This window comes from Streptosporangium sp. NBC_01755 (genome assembly GCF_035917995.1).
Taxonomy (GTDB): Bacteria; Actinomycetota; Actinomycetes; order Streptosporangiales; family Streptosporangiaceae; genus Streptosporangium.
The window spans coordinates 7,753,066-7,770,989 of record NZ_CP109131.1 but is presented as its reverse complement, the minus strand read 5'-3'; the positions used below and the strand labels follow the sequence as shown (position 1 = coordinate 7,770,989).

At 70.3% G+C, this 17,924-nt stretch carries 20 protein-coding genes and 3 pseudogenes; 16 read left to right on the top strand and 7 right to left on the bottom strand.

What is annotated here, in order from left to right; translation table 11 throughout:
- The first annotated feature begins 193 nt into the window (after window positions 1–193).
- Both OG884_RS35695 and OG884_RS35690 read left to right on the top strand, forming a co-directional pair.
- On the top strand, window positions 194–880 hold the full coding sequence (locus OG884_RS35695; RefSeq protein WP_326640253.1) for a DsbA family protein: 687 nt from the start codon (window positions 194–196) through the stop codon (window positions 878–880).
- A 345-nt stretch (window positions 881–1,225) separates the two neighbouring features.
- Complete coding sequence (locus tag OG884_RS35690) at window positions 1,226–1,771, top strand: hypothetical protein (RefSeq protein WP_326640251.1); 546 nt, start codon at window positions 1,226–1,228, stop codon at window positions 1,769–1,771.
- A gap of 69 nt (window positions 1,772–1,840) precedes the next feature.
- Here OG884_RS35690 and pgm read toward each other — a convergent pair whose 3' ends face one another.
- Entirely contained in the window at window positions 1,841–3,484 is a 1,644-nt protein-coding gene (gene pgm / locus OG884_RS35685; RefSeq protein ID WP_326640250.1) for a phosphoglucomutase (alpha-D-glucose-1,6-bisphosphate-dependent), read from the bottom strand.
- A 277-nt stretch (window positions 3,485–3,761) separates the two neighbouring features.
- Between pgm and OG884_RS35680 the strand changes: the two genes are divergently transcribed.
- Window positions 3,762–4,691, top strand: coding sequence for an ROK family protein (locus tag OG884_RS35680; RefSeq protein ID WP_326640248.1), 930 nt, complete (start codon window positions 3,762–3,764; stop codon window positions 4,689–4,691).
- A 65-nt stretch (window positions 4,692–4,756) separates the two neighbouring features.
- On the opposite strand, the gene OG884_RS35675 is transcribed toward OG884_RS35680, so the two are convergent.
- Window positions 4,757–4,948 carry a hypothetical protein gene (locus tag OG884_RS35675; RefSeq protein ID WP_326640246.1) on the bottom strand — a complete coding sequence of 64 codons (192 nt, stop codon included), beginning with the start codon at window positions 4,946–4,948 and terminating at the stop codon, window positions 4,757–4,759.
- Window positions 4,949–4,965: 17 nt separating this feature from the next.
- On the opposite strand from OG884_RS35675, the gene OG884_RS35670 reads away from it, so the two are divergent.
- On the top strand, window positions 4,966–5,601 hold the full coding sequence (locus OG884_RS35670) for a hypothetical protein (RefSeq protein ID WP_326640244.1): 636 nt from the start codon (window positions 4,966–4,968) through the stop codon (window positions 5,599–5,601).
- A gap of 26 nt (window positions 5,602–5,627) precedes the next feature.
- Here OG884_RS35670 and OG884_RS35665 read toward each other — a convergent pair whose 3' ends face one another.
- Complete coding sequence (locus tag OG884_RS35665; RefSeq protein ID WP_326640242.1) at window positions 5,628–6,089, bottom strand: PPOX class F420-dependent oxidoreductase; 462 nt, start codon at window positions 6,087–6,089, stop codon at window positions 5,628–5,630.
- Between the two features lie 210 nt (window positions 6,090–6,299).
- Between OG884_RS35665 and OG884_RS35660 the strand changes: the two genes are divergently transcribed.
- On the top strand, window positions 6,300–6,980 hold the full coding sequence (locus OG884_RS35660) for a fasciclin domain-containing protein (RefSeq protein ID WP_326640240.1): 681 nt from the start codon (window positions 6,300–6,302) through the stop codon (window positions 6,978–6,980).
- A gap of 142 nt (window positions 6,981–7,122) precedes the next feature.
- On the opposite strand, the gene OG884_RS35655 is transcribed toward OG884_RS35660, so the two are convergent.
- Both OG884_RS35655 and OG884_RS35650 read right to left on the bottom strand, forming a co-directional pair.
- Window positions 7,123–7,944, bottom strand: a complete 822-nt coding sequence (locus OG884_RS35655; protein ID WP_326640239.1) for an SAM-dependent methyltransferase — start codon at window positions 7,942–7,944, stop codon at window positions 7,123–7,125.
- 163 nt (window positions 7,945–8,107) lie between these two features.
- Window positions 8,108–8,611 carry an ATP-binding protein gene (locus OG884_RS35650; RefSeq protein ID WP_326640237.1) on the bottom strand — a complete coding sequence of 168 codons (504 nt, stop codon included), beginning with the start codon at window positions 8,609–8,611 and terminating at the stop codon, window positions 8,108–8,110.
- Between the two features lie 230 nt (window positions 8,612–8,841).
- Here OG884_RS35650 and OG884_RS35645 point away from each other — a divergent pair, with 230 nt between their 5' ends.
- The 3 genes from OG884_RS35645 to OG884_RS35635 all read left to right on the top strand — a co-directional run bounded on the left by OG884_RS35645 (window position 8,842) and on the right by OG884_RS35635 (window position 11,715).
- Entirely contained in the window at window positions 8,842–9,078 is a 237-nt protein-coding gene (locus OG884_RS35645; protein ID WP_326640236.1) for a DUF397 domain-containing protein, read from the top strand.
- 130 nt (window positions 9,079–9,208) lie between these two features.
- Window positions 9,209–10,126, top strand: coding sequence for a helix-turn-helix domain-containing protein (locus tag OG884_RS35640; protein ID WP_326640234.1), 918 nt, complete (start codon window positions 9,209–9,211; stop codon window positions 10,124–10,126).
- Between the two features lie 62 nt (window positions 10,127–10,188).
- Window positions 10,189–11,715 (top strand): SDR family oxidoreductase, encoded by a 1,527-nt coding sequence (locus tag OG884_RS35635; protein WP_326640232.1) that lies wholly within the window; start codon window positions 10,189–10,191, stop codon window positions 11,713–11,715.
- 37 nt (window positions 11,716–11,752) lie between these two features.
- Here OG884_RS35635 and OG884_RS35630 read toward each other — a convergent pair whose 3' ends face one another.
- Window positions 11,753–11,890, bottom strand: coding sequence for a hypothetical protein (locus OG884_RS35630; RefSeq protein WP_326640230.1), 138 nt, complete (start codon window positions 11,888–11,890; stop codon window positions 11,753–11,755).
- Window positions 11,891–11,912: 22 nt separating this feature from the next.
- On the opposite strand from OG884_RS35630, the pseudogene OG884_RS35625 reads away from it, so the two are divergent.
- From OG884_RS35625 to OG884_RS35605, 6 genes and pseudogenes are all read left to right on the top strand, one after another.
- A pseudogene (locus OG884_RS35625) lies at window positions 11,913–12,223 on the top strand ((2Fe-2S)-binding protein); the annotation flags it as partial.
- A gap of 26 nt (window positions 12,224–12,249) precedes the next feature.
- A complete protein-coding gene (locus OG884_RS35620; protein ID WP_326640229.1) occupies window positions 12,250–12,426 on the top strand; it encodes a hypothetical protein in 177 nt (58 codons plus the stop codon).
- Window positions 12,427–12,526: 100 nt separating this feature from the next.
- Window positions 12,527–12,922 (top strand): annotated as a pseudogene (locus OG884_RS37780) (transposase); the annotation flags it as partial.
- Window positions 12,923–12,941: 19 nt separating this feature from the next.
- Window positions 12,942–13,547 (top strand): annotated as a pseudogene (locus OG884_RS35615) (RNA-guided endonuclease InsQ/TnpB family protein); the annotation flags it as partial.
- A 548-nt stretch (window positions 13,548–14,095) separates the two neighbouring features.
- Window positions 14,096–14,881 (top strand): ABC transporter ATP-binding protein, encoded by a 786-nt coding sequence (locus OG884_RS35610; protein ID WP_442811600.1) that lies wholly within the window; start codon window positions 14,096–14,098, stop codon window positions 14,879–14,881.
- Window positions 14,882–14,995: 114 nt separating this feature from the next.
- On the top strand, window positions 14,996–15,145 hold the full coding sequence (locus tag OG884_RS35605) for a hypothetical protein (protein WP_326640227.1): 150 nt from the start codon (window positions 14,996–14,998) through the stop codon (window positions 15,143–15,145).
- Window positions 15,146–15,254: 109 nt separating this feature from the next.
- Here OG884_RS35605 and OG884_RS35600 read toward each other — a convergent pair whose 3' ends face one another.
- A complete protein-coding gene (locus OG884_RS35600; RefSeq protein WP_326640226.1) occupies window positions 15,255–15,728 on the bottom strand; it encodes a low molecular weight protein-tyrosine-phosphatase in 474 nt (157 codons plus the stop codon).
- Window positions 15,729–15,798: 70 nt separating this feature from the next.
- On the opposite strand from OG884_RS35600, the gene OG884_RS35595 reads away from it, so the two are divergent.
- Window positions 15,799–16,365, top strand: a complete 567-nt coding sequence (locus OG884_RS35595) for a TIGR03618 family F420-dependent PPOX class oxidoreductase (RefSeq protein WP_326640224.1) — start codon at window positions 15,799–15,801, stop codon at window positions 16,363–16,365.
- A 275-nt stretch (window positions 16,366–16,640) separates the two neighbouring features.
- On the top strand, window positions 16,641–17,870 hold the full coding sequence (gene cbiE, locus OG884_RS35590) for a precorrin-6y C5,15-methyltransferase (decarboxylating) subunit CbiE (RefSeq protein WP_326640223.1): 1,230 nt from the start codon (window positions 16,641–16,643) through the stop codon (window positions 17,868–17,870).
- Window positions 17,871–17,924: the final 54 nt, after the last annotated feature.

Here is a 17,924-nt window from a genome sequence, read left to right as displayed (position 1 = left end):
GGCGTCTCAGAGCAGGTTACCCATTGATGGTACTTTTCTTCACAGTGACTGCTATGAAAGTAGCTTTTTATCACTCTCTCGATCGAGATCCACGCTGTCGGCGCCGGCGGCCGCCGAGTGGTGTTCGCTCTTGACCTTCATCGTGGTTGAGGTCCCATCCTGGGATGAGGACTTCCGAGGAAAGAGGATCGCCGTGAGCGAGGATCTGGTCGACTTCTGGTTCGATCCCGGCTGCCCCTGGGCCTGGATCACCTCCCGCTGGATCGTGGAGGTGGGCAAGGTACGTCCCATCACGATCAATTGGCGGGAGATGAGCCTGGCGGTGCTCAACGAGAAACAGGAGATGGCCGAGGAGTACCGCGAGATCGTCGAACTCGGCCGGGGCACCATCCGGGTGTTCGCGGCGGCGCGCGAGACGGTGGGGAACGTCGCCGTCGGTGACCTCTACACCGCGCTCGGCATCCGCTATCACGGAGAGGACGGCCTGTTCCAGCGGTCCCGCGCCGCCGACGGCGGCCTCACCGACTGGCGGGCCGCGATGGAGGGCCTGGCATCGGTGATCGCCGCCGCGCTGGCCGACGCCGGGTTGCCCGCCGGGCTTCTCGCCGCGAGGACCGACGCCACCTGGGACGACGCGATCCATGCCTCGCACGCCCTGGTGCCGGCCGGGAAGCGGAACCAGTCGCTGATCGGCGTCCCGACCATCTCGGTGAACGGGCACGCCGGGCAGTTCGGCCCGGTCATCAGCGAGATCCCGGTCGGTGAGCGGGCCGGGCGGCTCTGGGACGCGTTCAAGGTGCTCGCCACCGAGGAGGCGTTCTTCGAGCTCAAGCGGGTAACGGATCGGGCGGCTCCCCGCACCTTCCAGGAGGCCCCCTAGCGCGGGGCTGGGCCTCTCGCCCAGCGTCCTCGCCGCCCTTTACGGAGAAATAGCCCGTTCTTTCGCGAACGACATGCCCCATCGTGTTCGTCGCCCCTGCCTGAGGGCAGGCCCCCGAGTGTGATGGAGCGTGAGGTTCGCCGGTGCCGCGCTGCCGAGGTTCATGGCGGGAGCGGGATCGGCGGCATCTCCGTCGTGGACGGTTCCCCCGCTGGGGTCCGCCCCCATGGCAGGTCCCCCCGCGAGAGCCCCACCTGACCGCTGTCCGCCGGGCCCCTGGGCCAGGCGGGCAGCGGGGCGACCGCCGCGCCTTGCGTTACGAAGGGATGGGGGAGGGAGGCCGCCGTGGGTAAATCCGGCCAGGAGGTGGCGCTGCGAGCCCTCGGCGCCGCGCTCGACCTGCACGCCCCGACGGCACGCCACGGCGTCAGGGCGTTTCCCGAAGGCACGCCGTTTCTGTGGCTGATCGTTCCCGGTGCGGGCGGGGCCACCGTCTTCCTTGACGAGCGCCAGTGGATCTGCCTGAGCGAGCCGGAGCGGGGCGGGGTGACCGTCCAGCTCGCCGCCGGCGGGATCGACGACGACCCCGCCCTCGTCGTTGGCCGGATCATGACCGTCATGGTGCCGGTGCCCCGCAGCAGGGGCCGGCTGTCGCGCGCGCTGGGAGCGGGGGCGCTCGGCGTCGTGGGAGGCGCGGGTGCGGGGCTGCTGGCCGCGCTGCTCATGGCCGTCCTCGTCGCCGGCAACGGCTACACCTCTGATACGACCATCGGCGTGGTGTACGCCCTGGCCGCGCTGATCGGCGTCGGGTCCGGGTGCTGGGTGGCCCTGCGCTGCTGGCGGCTGGGCGCCGGGCCGCGCGATCGAGGCCCCCGCGGGCGGGGACCGTAGGAGCGCGCGGCCCGGCTGCCGGCGATCTACAAAGCGTTCACCCGGGGGGCACCGGACGGATCCACCCCGTCACCGCCCGCGCAGAGACGCCGAGACCAGGTCGCGTGCCTCCCGCTGGACCTGTGCCAGGTGCTCGGTTCCCCTGAAGGATTCGGCGTAGATCTTGTACACGTCCTCGGTGCCCGAGGGCCGGGCGGCGAACCAGGCGCTCTCGGTGGAGACCTTGAGTCCGCCGATGGCGGCGCCGTTGCCGGGGGCGGAGGTGAGCACCTGCGTGATCGTCTCCCCGGCGAGGGTGCCGGCGGTGACCTGCTCGGCCGAGAGCCTGGCGAGCACCGCCTTCTCCTGCCGGGTCGCGGGGGCGTCGACGCGGGCGTAGGCGGGGTCGCCGAACCTGGCCACCAGGTCGGCGTAGTGCTCGCTCGGCGAACGGCCGGTGGTCGCGATGATCTCCGAGGCGAGCAGCGCCAGGATCAGGCCGTCCTTGTCGGTGGTCCACACCTCACCGTCGCGCCTCAGGAACGATGCTCCGGCGCTCTCCTCGCCGCCGAAGCCCAGCGAGCCGTCCAGCAGGCCCGGGACGAACCACTTGAACCCGACGGGGACCTCCATCAGCCGCCTGCCCTCATCCGCGGCCACCAGGTCGATCATCCGGCTGCTGACCAGTGTCTTGCCGATCCCCGCGTCCGCGGGCCAGCCGGGCCGGTGGGAGTAGAGGTAGGAGATGGCCACGGCGAGGTAGTGGTTGGGGTTCATCAGCCCGGTGTCGGGGGTGACGATGCCGTGCCGGTCGGCATCGGCGTCGTTGCCGGTGGAGACGTCGAAGGCGTCGCGGTTGGCGATGAGCGAGGCCATCGCGTACGGCGACGAGCAGTCCATCCGGATCCTGCCGTCCCAGTCAAGCGTCATGAACCGCCAGGTCGGATCGGTCAGCGGGTTGATGACCGTCAGGTCCAGCCGGTGCCGTTCGGCGATCTCCCCCCAGTAGGCGACGCTTGCCCCGCCCAGCGGGTCGGCGCCGATGCGCACCCCCGCCTCCCGGATGGCGTCAAGGTCGAGCACCGAGGGCAGGTCGTCCACATATTGGCCGAGAAAGTCGTAACGGCCGGTCGTGTCGGCGGCCAGCGCCTTGGTGTACGGGAGTCGCCTGACCTCTTTCATGCCTCCGGCGATCAGCGCGTTGGCCCGGTCTTGGATCCACGTGGTGGCGTCGGTGTCCGCCGGGCCGCCGTGCGGCGGGTTGTACTTGAAGCCGCCGTCGCCGGGTGGGTTGTGCGAGGGGGTCACCACCACGCCGTCGGCGCGTCCCGCGGTACGCGCCCGGTTGTGGGTCAGGATCGCGTGGGAGACCGCCGGTGTCGGGGTGTAGCCGTCCCGGCTGTCGATCATTACCGTCACCCCGTTGGCCGCGAAGACCTCCAGCGCGGAAACCCGGGCCGGTTCCGACAGCGCGTGGCTGTCGGCACCGAGGAACAGCGGGCCGTCGACGCCCTGGGCGGCCCGGTACTCCACGATGGCCTGGCTGGTCGCGAGGATGTGGTCCTCGTTGAACGCGACGTTCAACGAGGAGCCCCGGTGTCCCGATGTCCCGAACGCCACTCGCTGGCCGACTTCGCCCGGATCGGGGTGCAGGGCGTAGTAGGACGTCACCAGGTGCGCCACATCGACCAGATCGGACGGTCCGGCGGGCTGTCCCGCGCGTTCGTGCGTCATCACAGTCTCCTCACGTCACTCCTGAGCTAACCGTATCCACCTTTGAAGCGGACAGTTTTCGCAAATTGTCCGGCTCCTGTGGCGGACCGGGGCTCCGCACTCCCGCGTGTCGTTGACAACGTTGTCAATACCGTCATACCTTCAGCCTGTTTGCCCGATCGCCGGGGGAACGTACCCTTTGTTCCATTGACCAGCGGAGGATCCCCTTGCGCCACGTGGTGGTCACGGTGGCCGTCTGCCATCCCCCCGTGCCCCGGCGCGCCGGCGGAGCCGGCCGGTGACCGCCCTCGCGATCGACATCGGCGGCACCAAGTTCGCCGCCGCGCTGGTCCGGCCGGACGGCACCATGGTCCGCAGGGCGGAGCTGCCGGTCGGCCACGACCCCGCGGCGACGCTGGTCTCGCTGGTCTCACTGGTCCGAGGTGTCGGCGCGGACGCCGGCACCGGCACCGGCGCCGGAGAGCTGAGCGGGGTCGGCATCGGCTCCGCGGGCCCCCTTGACGCCGTCGCCGGCACGGTCAGCCCGGTGAACATCCCCTCCTGGCGTGACTTCCCGCTGGTCGGCACGGTGAGCGAGCTCCTTCCCGGCCTCCCCGTCAGGCTCGCCGGAGACGCGCAGTGCATGGCGCTGGGGGAGTGGTGGCGGGGCGGCCACGGCTCGCGCTCCCGGGCACTGCTGGGCATCGTGGTCTCCACCGGAGTGGGCGGCGGGCTGGTTCTCGGCGGCGTGCCGTACCTGGGACCGACAGGAAACGCCGGGCACATCGGGCACATCTCCGTGGACCGTGATGGCGAGCTCTGCCCCTGCGGAGCGATCGGCTGCCTGGAGACGATCGCCAGCGGCCCCAGCATGGTCCGCTGGGCGCTGGCCAACGGCTGGGGCGACCCCGGCATGCCCCCGGACGCCCGCACGCTCTCGGCCGACGCCACGCGGGGGGTCGCCGTCGCCCAGATGGCCTTCCAACGAGCCGCCGACGCGCTGGCCGTGGCGATCCTCAGCACGGCGGCGCTCTTCGACATCGACGACGTCGTCATCGGAGGCGGCGTTTCCGGGGCGGGCGAGACCCTGCTCACCCCGCTGCGCCAGGCGGTCGCCAAACAGGCGGGCCTCGGCTTCCTGCGCCGCCTGAACGTCGAGCGCACCCGTCTGGAACGCGACGCCGGTCTGTACGGCGCCGCGGCCCTGGTCCTCAAGGAGAACCGATGAGCCCACCGGCCGTCCACCGGCCGCGATCCGTTTCGGCTGATTCCCGGACGGTCGCGGCCGAACGGTCAGGGGACCTGGTCGGCGGGGGCGACGGCCTTGGGGTCGTCCTGGGAGGACTCCTCCAGACGGGCGCGGAGGCGGGTGCGGATCTCATCGGGGGTGTAGGCCTGCCGGCGGCGCTGGGCTCGCGCGATCACCACCCCCGTGGCCGCGACACCTGCGACACCTGCCAGACCGATTACCTTCCACCATCGCATGTGCCTACGCTAGCGGAATGTCCGGCAAGAGCATCAGCCTCGATGAGGCAGTCAACCTGACCCGCACCGGCGACGTGTGGCTGTTCCGCGGCCGAACGGTGCCCGATCGAGCCATCCAGACCATGACGAACAGCCCCGTGAACCACGTCGGCATGTCGGTGGTCATCGACGACATGCCCCCCATGATGTGGCACGCCGAGCTGGGCCGGTCCCTGCCCGACCTGTGGTCTGGGACCCACCAGCGCGGCGTCCAGTTGCACGACCTGCAGGAGGCGGTCACGGTCTGGGCCACCAGATACGGCCAGCGCGGCTGGCTGAGGCAGCTGGAGCCGCAGACCACCCGAGAGATGGAGGACGCCGTCCTGCGCACCGTCGCCCGGCTGGACGGCACGCCGTTCCCGTCGACGGCCAGGCTCGCCGGTCGCTGGATGAAGGGGCGGGTGCCCAAGATCTTCAAGCGGGGTACGGGGGAGAGCGCCCTGGAGAGCGCCTACTGCGCCGAGGTCGTCGCGGTCACCTACGAGGCCATGGGGCTCCTGCCCGGCGGCCGCAGGCCGAACTGGTACGACCCCGGCCGGTTCTGGAGCGGTGACGACCTTGAGCTGACCGGCGGTTTCCGGCTCGGTGGAGAGATCACCGTGAAGCTGGGGTAGGGGCCCGTACCGACCCGAGGTGATGCTCAGGCCAGCCGGGCGGGGAAGCCTCCCGTGGCGATCGGGCCCCAGCGCTCGGGGGTGAGGCGCAGCAGCGACTTGCCCTGCCGGGTCATGGCCGCACGGTACTCGTCCCAGTCGGGGTGCTCGCCGGAGATCGACCGGTAGTAGTCGACCAGGGGTTCGAGGGCGTCGGGCAGGTCCAGGACCTCGGCCGTGCAGTCCACCTGCACCCAGGGGCCGTCGAAGTCCTCCGACAGGACCACGACGCTCACCCGGGGGTCACGGCGGGCGTTCGAGGCCTTGGCGCGCTCGGGGTAGGTGGACACCACGATGCGGCCCTCGGCGTCGACGCCGCAGGTCACCGGGGATGCCTGTGGCCTGCCGTCGCGCCGCGTCGTGATGACCAGCGCGCGGTGGCGATCACGGAGGAAATCCAGAAGCCGGTCGCGTGAGACGACCTCGTTGGTCGCGATCTTCGGGCTCATGCCCCCACTGTACGGGGATACGGCGCGTCTGAATTAACGCTCTGCCGGATGGAAAATGGCCCTCTTTCTCGGGAGATATGTGGTCAAGAGTCTTCTAATGGGGCATTTAGCGCCAAATCTCAGGGAATTGATCTCCAATACAGCACATGAGTGGCTCGGGAACCGGCCGACGGACCCCGATGGCTCATCCGTCCAATCAAGGAGATAACCGTGAAGCAGAAGTCTCTTCTGGCATCGGCCCTGACGGTGCTCGCCCTGACCGCCGTTCCCGCAGCGCAGGCGGTCGCCGCCCCCGCGCGCATCACCTCTCCCACGCCGGTTCCGACGGACATGGCCCCCAGCCCGCCGACGGAGAGCCCCGCACCCACGGAATCCATGATGCCCGGCGAGAGCGGGTCGCCCGAGCCGTCGGGCGTGATGACGGAGCCGTTTGGCCCCGGCTGCGCGTCCCTGCCCACCAGCGGGGCGGGAAGCCCCAGCGAGATGGCGACGCAGCCGGTCGCCACCGCCATCGCCTCCAGCCCCGACCTGTCCACGCTGTCCAAGGCGATCGAGCAGGCCGGTCTGACCGAGAAGCTCAACTCCGCCAAGGACATCACGGTGTTCGCGCCCACCAACGCCGCCTTCGACAAGATTCCGAAGGAGAAGCTCGACAAGATCATGGGCGACAAGGAGAAGCTGACCAAGCTCCTGGGCCACCACGTCGTCGAGGGGAAGAAGACTCCGCAGGACCTCGCTGAGGGCGAACTGACCACGATGGAGGGGGGCACGCTGAAGGTCAAGGGTTCCGGTGAGGACTACACGGTCAACGACGCCAAGGTCGTCTGTGGCGACATTCAGACCTCCAACGCCGTCGTCTACCTCATCGACGGGGTGCTCAAGCCCGAGTGATCGTGGTGGTCGCGATCCGGCGGCCCGAGCCGTGATCCGACCGGAGGAGGGGTGCTCACGGGGGGCGCCCCTCAGCCGTGGCCGTCTCGTGCCCGCTCCCCGGCCGTTCTTTGCGCGTCCGACAGGGGAACGGGCGACACGGTCAGGATTCGTCCTTGCGGCCCACTCCGCCGACGACCCAGATGGAGTCCGGCCGGTGGGGCACCTCGCCCTCCGGTCGCCACTGGGTGATGTAGACGAGGCCCGGCTCGACCGGTTTCAACCCGTCGAGGAAAGGCTCGACCTCGGCTCTGGTCCGTAGGTTCGCGCGGCGGGGCCCGGTGATCGACCCGCGGTCCTGATAGAGGTCGGCGAGCTTCGCGGTTCTTTCCGGACACAGGTCCGAGACCGCGTGGGAGATGGCCATGTGGCTGCCAGGGGCCATGGCCTTCCGCAGAGTGGCCGTGACCTGCGCGGCCTCGGCGTCGTCCGGGAGGTCGGTCAGGAACGAGAAGAGGAGGAACGCCACGGGCCGGTCGAGGTCGATCATGCCGGTGAGGTCGGGATGGGCCAGGAGGCCTTCCGGGTCGCGGGCGTCGGCTTCGATGACCGTGGCCCGGCTGTCCTCCTTCAGGAGGGCCTGGGCGTGGACGACGACCATCGGGTCGTTGTCGACGTAGACGACCCGCGCGTCGGGAGCGATGCCATGCAGGATCTGGTGCACGCTGCCCTGGGTCGGCAGGCCGCAGCCGATGTCGACGAACTGGCGTATGCCGGTCTCGGCGAGAAACCGCACGACGCGGCCGAGAAACCTGCGTCCCTCCCTCGACAAGGCGGGGAGTTCGGGGGCCAGTTCGAGTGCCACCCGTGCGGCGTCGCGGTCGGCGGCGAAGTTGTCCTTGCCGCCCAGAAAGTAGTTGGAGATCCGGCCCGCGTTCGGGATCGTGGGGTCGAACCTGAGGCGTTCAGGCTGTGGCGGCCCCATGATGTCCTCCGTCCGGCGGTGCGGTTTTCAGCGGACATTATCGGCTTTCCGGCCGCGGTGTGCCGTGTTTCCGGTGGATAATCCTTCTGGGGGCATCTTCTCGGTACCCGGCCGTCTGCGCTCCGGTTGGGCTCCGTCTCGCCGGTGACGGACCGCGTCGTGGTCAGTGGCAGGCCTCCAGGTGGCGTTTCCCTCTTCCCGGGAGGGCGAAGGCCGCCCACACCGCCTTGCCGCGGGTCTCCAGGGGAGCCCAGCCCCACATCTCGCTGACGCCGTCGACCACCTGTAGTCCCCGGCCGCTCTCCGCCTCGTAGTCGGGCTCGCGCAGGCAGGGCTCCTGGTCGCTGGGGTCGGTGACCGCGCACAGCATCGAGCGTTCGGTGTGGCAGAGGATCACCTTGACCTCGGGGCAGGCCCGGGAGTGCGGGACGCCCCGCGTGCCGTGACGCACGGCGTTGGTCACGAGTTCGGAGACCACGACACCGGTGTCGTCGATCAGTTGCTCGAGCTCCCAGGCGCGCAGGGCGCCGGCGGTGAACTCGCGGGCGGTCCGCGCGGCGTACGGGTCGTGGCGAAAGCTACGCACGGCCATCTGCAGCCGGTCGACGTGGCCCTCGCCGCCGGCCCAGGGGGGCAGGCCGCTCGGGGGCAGTAGGTGATCGAGCATCGACAACCACCGTTCCCACCCTCCGATCTCAGCTCGGATGGGTGTGGCTTCGTGTCTCTGGCAACCAGTCATCGACGACCTTGGGGGGTGGGCGATCGTGCGGCAAGGGCGATCCGTATAGTCATCTTGCACGCCGTAATGTGCATAGGCAAGTACAGATGCACGTGCATCTGCACAAAAAGCTCTATGCTCGTGTTGTTGTTTCCCTCCCTAATCGGTGAGAGGCGAGGATGAACCAGCTGTACAACGGCATGTCGGCAGCCCTGATGGGCGGCATCGTCTGGCGAAAGAGCCACTTCAGCAACCCCAGCGGCAACTGTGTTGAGCTCGCGGAACTCCCCGATGGCAGGGTCGCGATGCGCAACTCCCGCGATCCCGATGGGCCCGCGCTGATCTACACGCGCCGGGAGGCCGACGCCTTCGTCCGAGGGGTGAAGGGCGGGGAGTTCGACGACCTGATCACCTGACCGTCGGCGGGGGATGGTTGAAAACTAAAATTCTCTATGGTCCGGGTTTGGCGAGCGGAGTACTGTGAAAGGTCGCGATCGCCACAAGGAAGTGGGAACAGGCTCGCGTTCCGTGCCCAAAGGACTGTAGATGATCACACCTCACGCCGACGGTCAGCCGGTCGTTCCAACACCCATGGCCGTGCCGAGGGACAGTTCCACGGTGCTGCGGATCGTCCTGGGAGCACAGCTTCGCCGCCTGCGCGAGCACCGGGGCATCACCCTGGAGGATGCGGGGCGCGCCATCCGGGCCTCGCACTCGAAGGTCAGCCGCATGGAGCACGGCAGGGTCAGCTTCCGGATCAGGGACGTCGCCGACCTGCTCACCCTGTACGGCGTGACCAGCGAGAACGAGCGGGAGCCGCTGCTGTCCCTCGTCGAGAAGGCCAACCTCGCCGGCTGGTGGCACAACTACAACGACGTGCTGCCCAGCTGGTTCGAGACGTACGTGGGTCTGGAGGAGTCGGCCAGCGGCATCCGCAACTACGAGGTCCAGTTCGTGCCGGGGCTGCTGCAGAGCGAGGGTTACGCGCGGGCCGTGGTGCAGCTGGGCTTCCCCTCCGCCTCCCCGCAGGAGCTGGATCGCCGGGTGCGGCTGCGCATGGCGCGCCAGCGGCTGCTGCGCGGCTCCGCACCGCCCTACCTGTGGGCCGTGCTGGACGAGGCCGTGCTGCGCCGCCCGCTCGGCGGGATCCAGGTGATGTGCGAGCAGATCGACCACATTCTGGAGGCGCTCGAACTGCCCAAAGTGACAGTCCAGATCGTGCCCTTCAGCGTGGGCGGGCACGCCGCGGCCGGGGGGCCCTTCAGCATCCTGCGGTTCGCCCAGCCCGACCTGCCCGACGTGGTCTACCTGGAGCAGCTGACCAGCGCCGTCTACCTGGAGAAGCGTGACCACGTCGACAGCTACCTGGAGGTCATGGAGCGCCTGTGCATCGAGGCCGAACCGGCCACGCGCACCCGCGAGATCCTGCTGGGAATCCGCGAGGACCTGCGGCGGCGGCTGTGAGCCGGAAGCGGTGAGCCGGGCCCGGCCGCGACCGCCGGGTGGGGTCGTACGAAGATGGTCGAGTGAGATGTCTCGTGACCGGCGCGGCCGGATACATCGGAGGGCGGCTCGTTCCCGAGTTGCTGGACGCGGGTCACGAGGTCCGTTGCATGGTGCGCTCGGCGCACCGCCTGCGCGACCAGCCGTGGATCTCCCGGGTCGAGGTCGCCCAGGCGGACGCGGCCGACGCCGAGCGGGCGGACGAGGCGCTCGAGGGCATCGACGTGGTCTACTATCTGATCCACACGATGGGCGGGGGGAGCGACTTCGCCGCCGCCGACCGCGAGGCGGCCACCGTCTTCGCCGCCGCGTGCGAGCGCGCGAGGGTCCGCCGGGTCGTCTACCTCGGCGGCCTGGCCCCTGACGAGAAGCTCTCGCCGCACATGCGCTCCCGCGCCGAGGTGGGGGAGATCTTCCTGCGCTCCCCGGTGCCCGCTGTGGTGCTGCGGGCGGCGGTCATCATCGGTTCCGGCTCCGCCTCCTTCGAGATGCTCCGCTACCTCACCGAGCGGCTGCCCGTGATGACGACGCCGCGGTGGGTCGGCACCAGGACGCAGCCCATCGCGATCCGCGACGTGCTGCGCTACCTCGTGGCCTGGGCCGATGTCGAGGAGGAGGTGAACCGGCCCTTCGACATCGGTGGTCCGGACGTGCTGACCTACGCCGACATGATGCGGGTCTACGCCGAGGTCGCCGGGCTGACCCGCCGGCTGATCATCCCGGTCCCGATGCTCAGCCCCGGCCTGTCGAGCCACTGGGTGGGGCTGGTCACCCCGGTTCCCGCCGGGCTGGCCCGCCCGCTGGTGGAGTCGCTGCGCAACGAGGCGGTCTGCGCCGAGCACGAAATCGCCCGCTATGTGGAGGACCCGCCGGGCGGCCTGGTCGGGCTGAGAAGGGCGATCGAGCTCGCCCTCCAGCGGGTCAGGGAGGCCAAGGTCCTCACCCGCTGGTCCTCGGCCTCCACCCCGGGCGCGCCGAGCGACCCGCTGCCCACCGACCCCGCCTGGGCGGGCGGCAGCCTCTACCTCGACGCGCGGGCCCGCCGCCTCGACGCCTCCCCGGAGGCTCTCTGGACCGTCATCGAGGCGATCGGCGGTGAGATGGGCTGGTACTCGCTGCCCCTCGCCTGGCGCCTGCGCGGTTTTCTCGACCGGCTGGCCGGCGGGGTGGGGCTGCGCAGGGGGCGCCGCGACCCCCGGCGGCTCCGGGTGGGCGACTCGGTCGACTTCTGGCGGGTGGAGGAGGTCGAGCGGGGACGTCTGCTGCGGCTGCGCGCGGAGATGCGCCTGCCCGGTGTCGCCTGGCTGGAGCTGCGAGTGCTCGAACATCGGGGCGAGACCGTCTACGGCCAGCGGGCGATCTTCCACCCCTGCGGCCTGGCCGGGCATCTTTACTGGTGGGCGGTCACCCCCTTGCACACCCTGATCTTCGGTCGGATGCTGCGCAACGTGGCTGCGACCGCCGAGCGCGCCGAGGTGTCGCCGCCGGGGGAGGGCCACGCCCCCGGCGCCGTCCCGCGCCGCGATTTCGAGGACGCCGTCCGCAGCTGAGCGCGGCGGCGTCAGGAGGCGTCCGGGATCTGGGCCGTCACCCTCCGTGGGGGGCCACGAGGACGTCGACGATGTCCTCGTACCCGAGTCCCTTGTGCGCGAACTGCCCGGCCACCGCGAGTTCTGCGAGGCCATGGGCCGTCGAGATCAGGGCCATCACCTGGGCTTTGAGCACCGGCCCCTCCCCGGCGCCCGCCATGCCGAGCGCCGTCGTCACCTGGTCGTCCGCGACGGGCTCGGCCTCACCGGCGCCAAGGCCGTCTGCCGCACCGGAGTCTGCGGCGCCTGCACGGGCATGGTGGGCGGCACGCCCCAGGCGAGTTGTCTGCTGCCCGCCGCCGTCCTGGAGGAACGCGAGATCGTCACTGCGGAGGGCCTCGACCACCCCGTCCAGCGGGCGTTCGCGGTCCACGACGGCCTGCAGTGCGGCTACTGCACGCCGGGGTTCGTGGTGGAGGCCGCGGCCTTCGTCGACGCCTGGCGCGCCGAGCACGGCGACGTCGCTCCGGCCGGGTACATGCCCGCGTCACCTCGGTGACCGCCGACACCGCACACGTCATCGACCTGCTGCCGCCCGACCACACCGTCCGCTACGCGGGCCAGCCCGTCGCCGCTCCCACCCGCCGCGAGGCGCTGGCGATCGCGGAGGCCGCACGGATCGGCTACCAGAATGCGGGCCAGTGCTCCGGCCTGAAGGACTCCGTTGTCTAATTCGGGGTGTCTTCTTCGCGTTGATCGTTTTCTGGTCCAGGATGTGCTGTCTCTGCTCGGGTCCCCCTGGCCGGGCGGTGGAGAGGAGCCTGTGGTGTCGATGCGGCCGCGGCCTTGGCCAGAGATTCCCGAGATGACCGCGCGGGTTCGGCATGGACGCCTTCGCCGTCGACTTCGACCGGCAGCACGCAACCTGCCCGGCGGGCCATACCGGCAGCAGGTGGCGGCAGGAGCTCAGCCGCGGCGCACCGGTCATCAAGATCGCTTTCGAAGCCGTGACTGCGGCCCCTGTCCACTGCGCTCACAGTGCACCACCGCCACGATCGGGCTACGCCGGCTCACCGTCCGCCCCCGCGACCAGCACGAGGCGCTGGAACACGCCCGGCACGAACAACACACCGACGCCTGGAAAGAGCGCTACAAGATCCGGGCAGGAGTCGAAGGAACGATCTCCCAAGCAGTCCGCGCGGGTATGCGCCGATCCCGCTATATCGGCCTGGCCAAGACCCACCTCGGTGTCATACTCACCGCCTCCGCGATCAACCTCATCCGCGTTCAACGACGGGCTGCGCGCACGGCAGGAAGCCCGCGAGCAGGGCTTGCCGTACATCTCGGACGGGGACCTGTCCAAGCGGGTCATCACGCAGGCCAAGGCCACACCGGACCGGGAGTGGTTGGGCGAGGTGTCGGCGGTGGTGTTGCAGCAGGCGCTCGCGGACCTGAACACCGCGTATCGCAACTTCTTCGCCTCGATCTCCGGGAAGCGAAAGGGGCGCAAGGTTGCCGCACCTCGGTTCCGGTCGCGGAAGGATTCCCGGCAAGCGATCCGGTTCACCAAGAACGCCCGGTTCGCAGTCACGCCGGGCGGGAAACTCCGCCTGCCGAAGATCGGGGACGTTCCGGTTCGCCGGTCCCGATCACTGCCGTCCGATCCATCGTCGGTGACGGTGGTCAAGGACCCGGCGGGCCGATACTTCGCATCGTTCGTCGTCGAGACCTCGCACCAGCCGCTGCCCGAGACGGACTCCGAGATCGGTATCGACCTGGGTCTCACTCATTTCGCGATCACCTCGGACGGCCGGAAGGCGGCGAATCCGCGCCTCCTTCGGCGAGCGGCACGGGGAAACGGACCGGTAGCAACACCGGCACCGCGCCCCGTGCCGACTCAACAGACCGGGACTTGTCCCGGCGCAGCGCGGCGAAGCAGTAACCCACCCGAAGCCCACGCGGCAGGCGGGAATCTCCGTCCTTTAGGACTCCGTTGGGAAATCCGCAAACCGCTGATGACGGACAGTCGAGGCTGCCACGATCGCTCTGTTCGCCGATCGAGGAGGAGTCCGGATGTCGCTGGAGCCGCGGGCCGATCAGGGTGTACCGGAGCTGACCGCTCGGATGGTGCGGGCTTCGTTTCCCAAGGGGACACTGGCGATCCGTATCCGTGAGGCGCTCGGCCCGCTGCTCGCGGATGAGTCGTTCGCCGAGGCGTTTCCCGCCCGGGGTCGGCCTGCGATCTCGCCGGGAGCGCTGGTGTTCGCCTCCACCCGGGGGACGTCATCCCCGGGGCCCGCCTTTCCGCGCCGTGGCCGCCGCCGTCGGACCCGGGGGCGAGCGCGAAGTGCCCGCCGTGGCCCGACGCGGACGCGCCCCGCCTCACGAGAGCCTCGACGGCATGATCGAAGTCATCAGGCTGACCAAACGCTACGGTGAGAAAGCCGTGGTGGACGGGCTGTCGTTCCAGGTGAAACCGGGTCTGGTCACCGGCTTCCTCGGCCCCAACGGCGCGGGCAAGTCGACCACCATGCGTGTCCTGCTCAGCCTGGACGCCCCCACCTCGGGCCACGGGCTCGTCAACGGGCGCCGCTACGCCACGATGCGGTACCCGATGCACGAGGTCGGCGCGCTGCTCGACGCGAACGTGGTGCACGGCGGTCGCAGCGCCCTCAACCACCTGCGCTGCCTGGCGCGCGGCAACAGGATCGGGATCTTCAGGGTGATGGACGTCCTGGAGCAGGTGGGCCTGGCAGGGGTGGCCCGCAGGCAGGTCGGCGGCTTCTCGCTCGGCATGCGTCAGCGGTTGGGGATAGCGGCGGCACTGCTCGGTGACCCGGGCGTGCTGATGTTCGACGAGCCGGTCAACGGGCTCGACCCGGAAGGTGTGCGGTGGATCCGCCATCTGATGCGCTCGCTGGCCGCCGAGGGACGCACCGTGCTGCTCTCCAGCCACCTGATGAGCGAGATGGAGCTCACCGCCGACCGCTTCGTGATCATCGGACGTGGCAGGCTGGTCACCGAGACCACGGTCGGAGACCTGGCCGCCCGCCATGACCGGGGCGCTGGTGCGCTCCCCCCGGGGCGCCGAGCTCACCGGCGTACTGGAGGCCGCCGGGGCGACAGTCGAGACGGAGCCCGGCGGGGGACTGGACGTCAGGGGACTGGACGTCGCGGCGATCGGTGACCTGGCCGCGGGGGGCGGCCTCGCCGTGCACGAGGTCACCCCGCGCAGCGCCTCCCTGGAGGAGGCGTACATGGAGCCGACCGGTGCCAGCGTCGAGTACCGGGCAGGCGGGCGATGACCGGCCTTTCGCGGCGCCAGGGGCCGGGTGGCCTGCCGGCTGTCGATGTACTGGCCGCGGAGTGGCTGCTCCGCACGGTCCGCTCCACCTGGTACGTCCTCGCGGTCGTCGCGGTCTTCGTCGTGCTCGCCCGCAGGGACGTGTGACCTCCGGGTGCCAGGTCTGTGGCTTACTTTGTAAAGGCGGTGGCTCCGATGCCCCTCAGAACGGGAACCGAACATCGGCACCGATCATGAAGGGCCGGCCGGGGGAGTCTCACCTGAGTGTGGCCACAAGATATTTGGCCAGGCCCTCACTGGCGGCCTCGACCATCTCCAGCACCTCGGCGAAACCCTCCTGCTCGCCGTAGTAGGGGTCGGGCACCTCGGAGCCTTCCGGGGCCGCGGGATCGAAGGAGCGGAACAGGCGCACGTCCGCGCCGTCCGGGGCGAGGCGGCGCAGGGCGCGCAGGTTGTCGGTGTCCATGGCCAGCACCAGGTCGACCCGGCCGTACCAGTCGCGCAGGAACTGCCGGGCCCGATGCCGCGAGCCGTCGTAGCCGTGGTCGGCGAGTATCTCGGCGGCCCGCGCGTCCATCGGACTGCCCCGGTGCCAGTCACCGGTGCCCGCGCTGTCGACCGTGACGCGGTCTCCCAGGCCGTGGTCGTCGAGGATCTTTCTCAGTACGACCTCGGCCATCGGGGAACGGCAGATATTTCCCATGCACACCAGGCATATGCGATAACTCATGCCTACCAGGATGCCGCCTGCACGGGGGGCGGCGACCGAACGCGCGGGCTGTCGGGGGATCGTCGCCGAAGTGGATTCCGCACCGGAGACGTCGCCGGTGGAGATTTCCGACCGGCTACCGGCGGGACGCGTGCCCGGTTCCGCGAACCGCCGACGGTTTCTCGGGGGAGGCGGAATCGATCACACGCGAACGATGTTCGATTGCCCTGTAGGCATCGTCCGTGACCTGGAGGTCCCTGTGGGAAAATTGAGCGAAGACGCGAAGAATCTGCTTAAGCAGCCGATCCATGCCTGGGTGACCACAGCCAGGCCGGACGGTTCGCTGCACAGCACGGTCGTGTGGGTCGACGTCGACGGAGACGATGTCGTCTTCAACACGGCTGTGGGCCGGGCCAAGGAGCGCCACCTGCGCGAGGATCCGCGCGTGTCGGTGAGCGTCCTGGACCCCGAGAACGCCTATCGCCTGGTCAGTGTCTCGGGGAAGGCCCGGTTGGAGCCGGAGGGCGCGGACGAGGTCATCGACGGCTTGGCGCACAAGTATCTCGGTGTGGAGTCCTATCCCTTCAGGAAGCCGGATGAGCAGCGCATCACCGTGCGGATCACGCCCGACGACGTCATCTTCAATCCGGGAAGCTGAGCGGCGGCGAGCGGTCGGGCACACCGGCGACTCGGCGCCCCCCTTCGAGGAGGACCTGGTCAGACCGGCGCACGGCTGACCGGCGCCGGGTCCGGCGGCGCGATCCGCGGCCGGCCCCGGCGCCGGGCTAGCATGTCGCCCGGTGGAGCGGTAGAACGGCGTCGGGAAGGAGCGGGTGTTGAAGGACTGCGAAGAGGAGTTTCGCGCCTTCTGGCGGGAACGTCATCTGTGCACGCTCGTCGTGATCGAGATCCGTCCCACCCGGGTGCTGGGCAATGTCTGATCTCGTCACCGTCGTCGGCATCGGAGCCGACGGCTGGGCCGGACTCTCCCCGGAGGCACAGCGCGAACTGCACGCCGCCGAGGTCCTGATGGGGGGCGCCCGGCAGTTGGAGCTTGTCCCCGAGCCCGGCGCCGAGCGCGTCGTCTGGCCCTCCCCGCTGCTGCCCGCCCTGCCCCATCTGATCGCCTCCCACCGGGGGCGCCGGGTGTGCGTGCTGGCCAGCGGCGATCCCATGTTCCACGGTATCGGCGCGACCCTGGTACGGCTGCTCGGCGCCGACCGGGTCCGAGTTCTGCCGCACCCGTCGTCGGTCTCCCTGGCCTGCGCCAGGCTCGGCTGGGCGGTCGACCGGATCGAGGTGGTCAGCCTCGTCGCGCGTCCGGTCGAGGTGCTGCACCCCGCCGTCCACGACGGCCGCCGCCTCCTGGTCCTCAGCGCCGACGGCCACACTCCGGCCAGGGTCGCCGGGCTGCTCGCCGCCCGAGGTTACGGCGCGAGCGCGATGACGGTCCTGGAACGGCTGGGTGGCGCAGCGGAGCGCGTGATCTCCGGTACGGCCGGCCAGTGGTCCCTGCCGGTGACCCACGCTCTCAACGTCGTCGCGGTGGAGTGCCGTGCGGAGGCCGGGACCGTTCCCCTGCCCCGCCTTCCCGGTCTCCCGGACGAGGTGTTCGAGCACGACGGCCGGCTCACCGGGAGCGAGGTGCGCGCGGTCATCCTGTCCCGGCTGGCGCCCGCCCCGGGCGAGCTGCTGTGGGATGTCGGGGCGGGGGCGGGAGGCGTCGGTGTCGAGTGGATGCGCGCCCATCCGGAGAACCGGGCCGTCGCGGTGGAGTCCCACCCGTCACGGGCGGCCGTGATCGCCCGCAACGCCGCGGCGCTGGGAGTTCCCGGTCTCGACGTGGTGACCGGTGCCGCCCCCGCCGCGCTCGCCGGGCTGGAGTCGCCGGACGCCGCCTTCATCGGTGGTGGGGTGACCGTTCCCGGGGTGGTGGAGGGCTGCTGGAAGGCGCTGCGGCCGGGGGGCAGGCTGGTGGCCGGCGCGGTGACCGTCGAGTCGGAGGCGGTGCTGGCCTCCTGGCAGGGGGAACTCGGTGGAGACCTGCTCCGGCTGGCGGTCAGCAGGGCCGCCCCGGTCGGTGGTTTCACCGGCTGGCGGCCCATGACGCCCGTCACGATCTGGACCGTGGTCAAGCCGCCGGTTCCGGAGAGCGCCCGCTGAGCCGGCCGGTTGGGGCGCGGGGCGTGTTCATACCCGAGCGCCGTGGTCCGGGGA

What these genes read in the sequence shown, in the direction of transcription:
- pgm (WP_326640250.1), bottom strand. Translation starts at nt 3,484, where the DNA reads ATGACGCACGAACGCGCGGGACAGCCCGCCGGACCGTCCGATCTGGTC.
- OG884_RS35675 (WP_326640246.1), bottom strand. Translation starts at nt 4,948, where the DNA reads ATGCGATGGTGGAAGGTAATCGGTCTGGCAGGTGTCGCAGGTGTCGCG.
- OG884_RS35670 (WP_326640244.1), top strand. Translation starts at nt 4,966, where the DNA reads ATGTCCGGCAAGAGCATCAGCCTCGATGAGGCAGTCAACCTGACCCGC.
- OG884_RS35665 (WP_326640242.1), bottom strand. Translation starts at nt 6,089, where the DNA reads ATGAGCCCGAAGATCGCGACCAACGAGGTCGTCTCACGCGACCGGCTT.
- OG884_RS35655 (WP_326640239.1), bottom strand. Translation starts at nt 7,944, where the DNA reads ATGGGGCCGCCACAGCCTGAACGCCTCAGGTTCGACCCCACGATCCCG.
- OG884_RS35650 (WP_326640237.1), bottom strand. Translation starts at nt 8,611, where the DNA reads ATGCTCGATCACCTACTGCCCCCGAGCGGCCTGCCCCCCTGGGCCGGC.
- OG884_RS35645 (WP_326640236.1), top strand. Translation starts at nt 8,842, where the DNA reads ATGAACCAGCTGTACAACGGCATGTCGGCAGCCCTGATGGGCGGCATC.
- OG884_RS35640 (WP_326640234.1), top strand. Translation starts at nt 9,209, where the DNA reads ATGATCACACCTCACGCCGACGGTCAGCCGGTCGTTCCAACACCCATG.
- OG884_RS35610 (WP_442811600.1), top strand. Translation starts at nt 14,096, where the DNA reads ATGATCGAAGTCATCAGGCTGACCAAACGCTACGGTGAGAAAGCCGTG.
- OG884_RS35605 (WP_326640227.1), top strand. Translation starts at nt 14,996, where the DNA reads ATGACCGGCCTTTCGCGGCGCCAGGGGCCGGGTGGCCTGCCGGCTGTC.
- OG884_RS35600 (WP_326640226.1), bottom strand. Translation starts at nt 15,728, where the DNA reads ATGAGTTATCGCATATGCCTGGTGTGCATGGGAAATATCTGCCGTTCC.
- cbiE (WP_326640223.1), top strand. Translation starts at nt 16,641, where the DNA reads ATGTCTGATCTCGTCACCGTCGTCGGCATCGGAGCCGACGGCTGGGCC.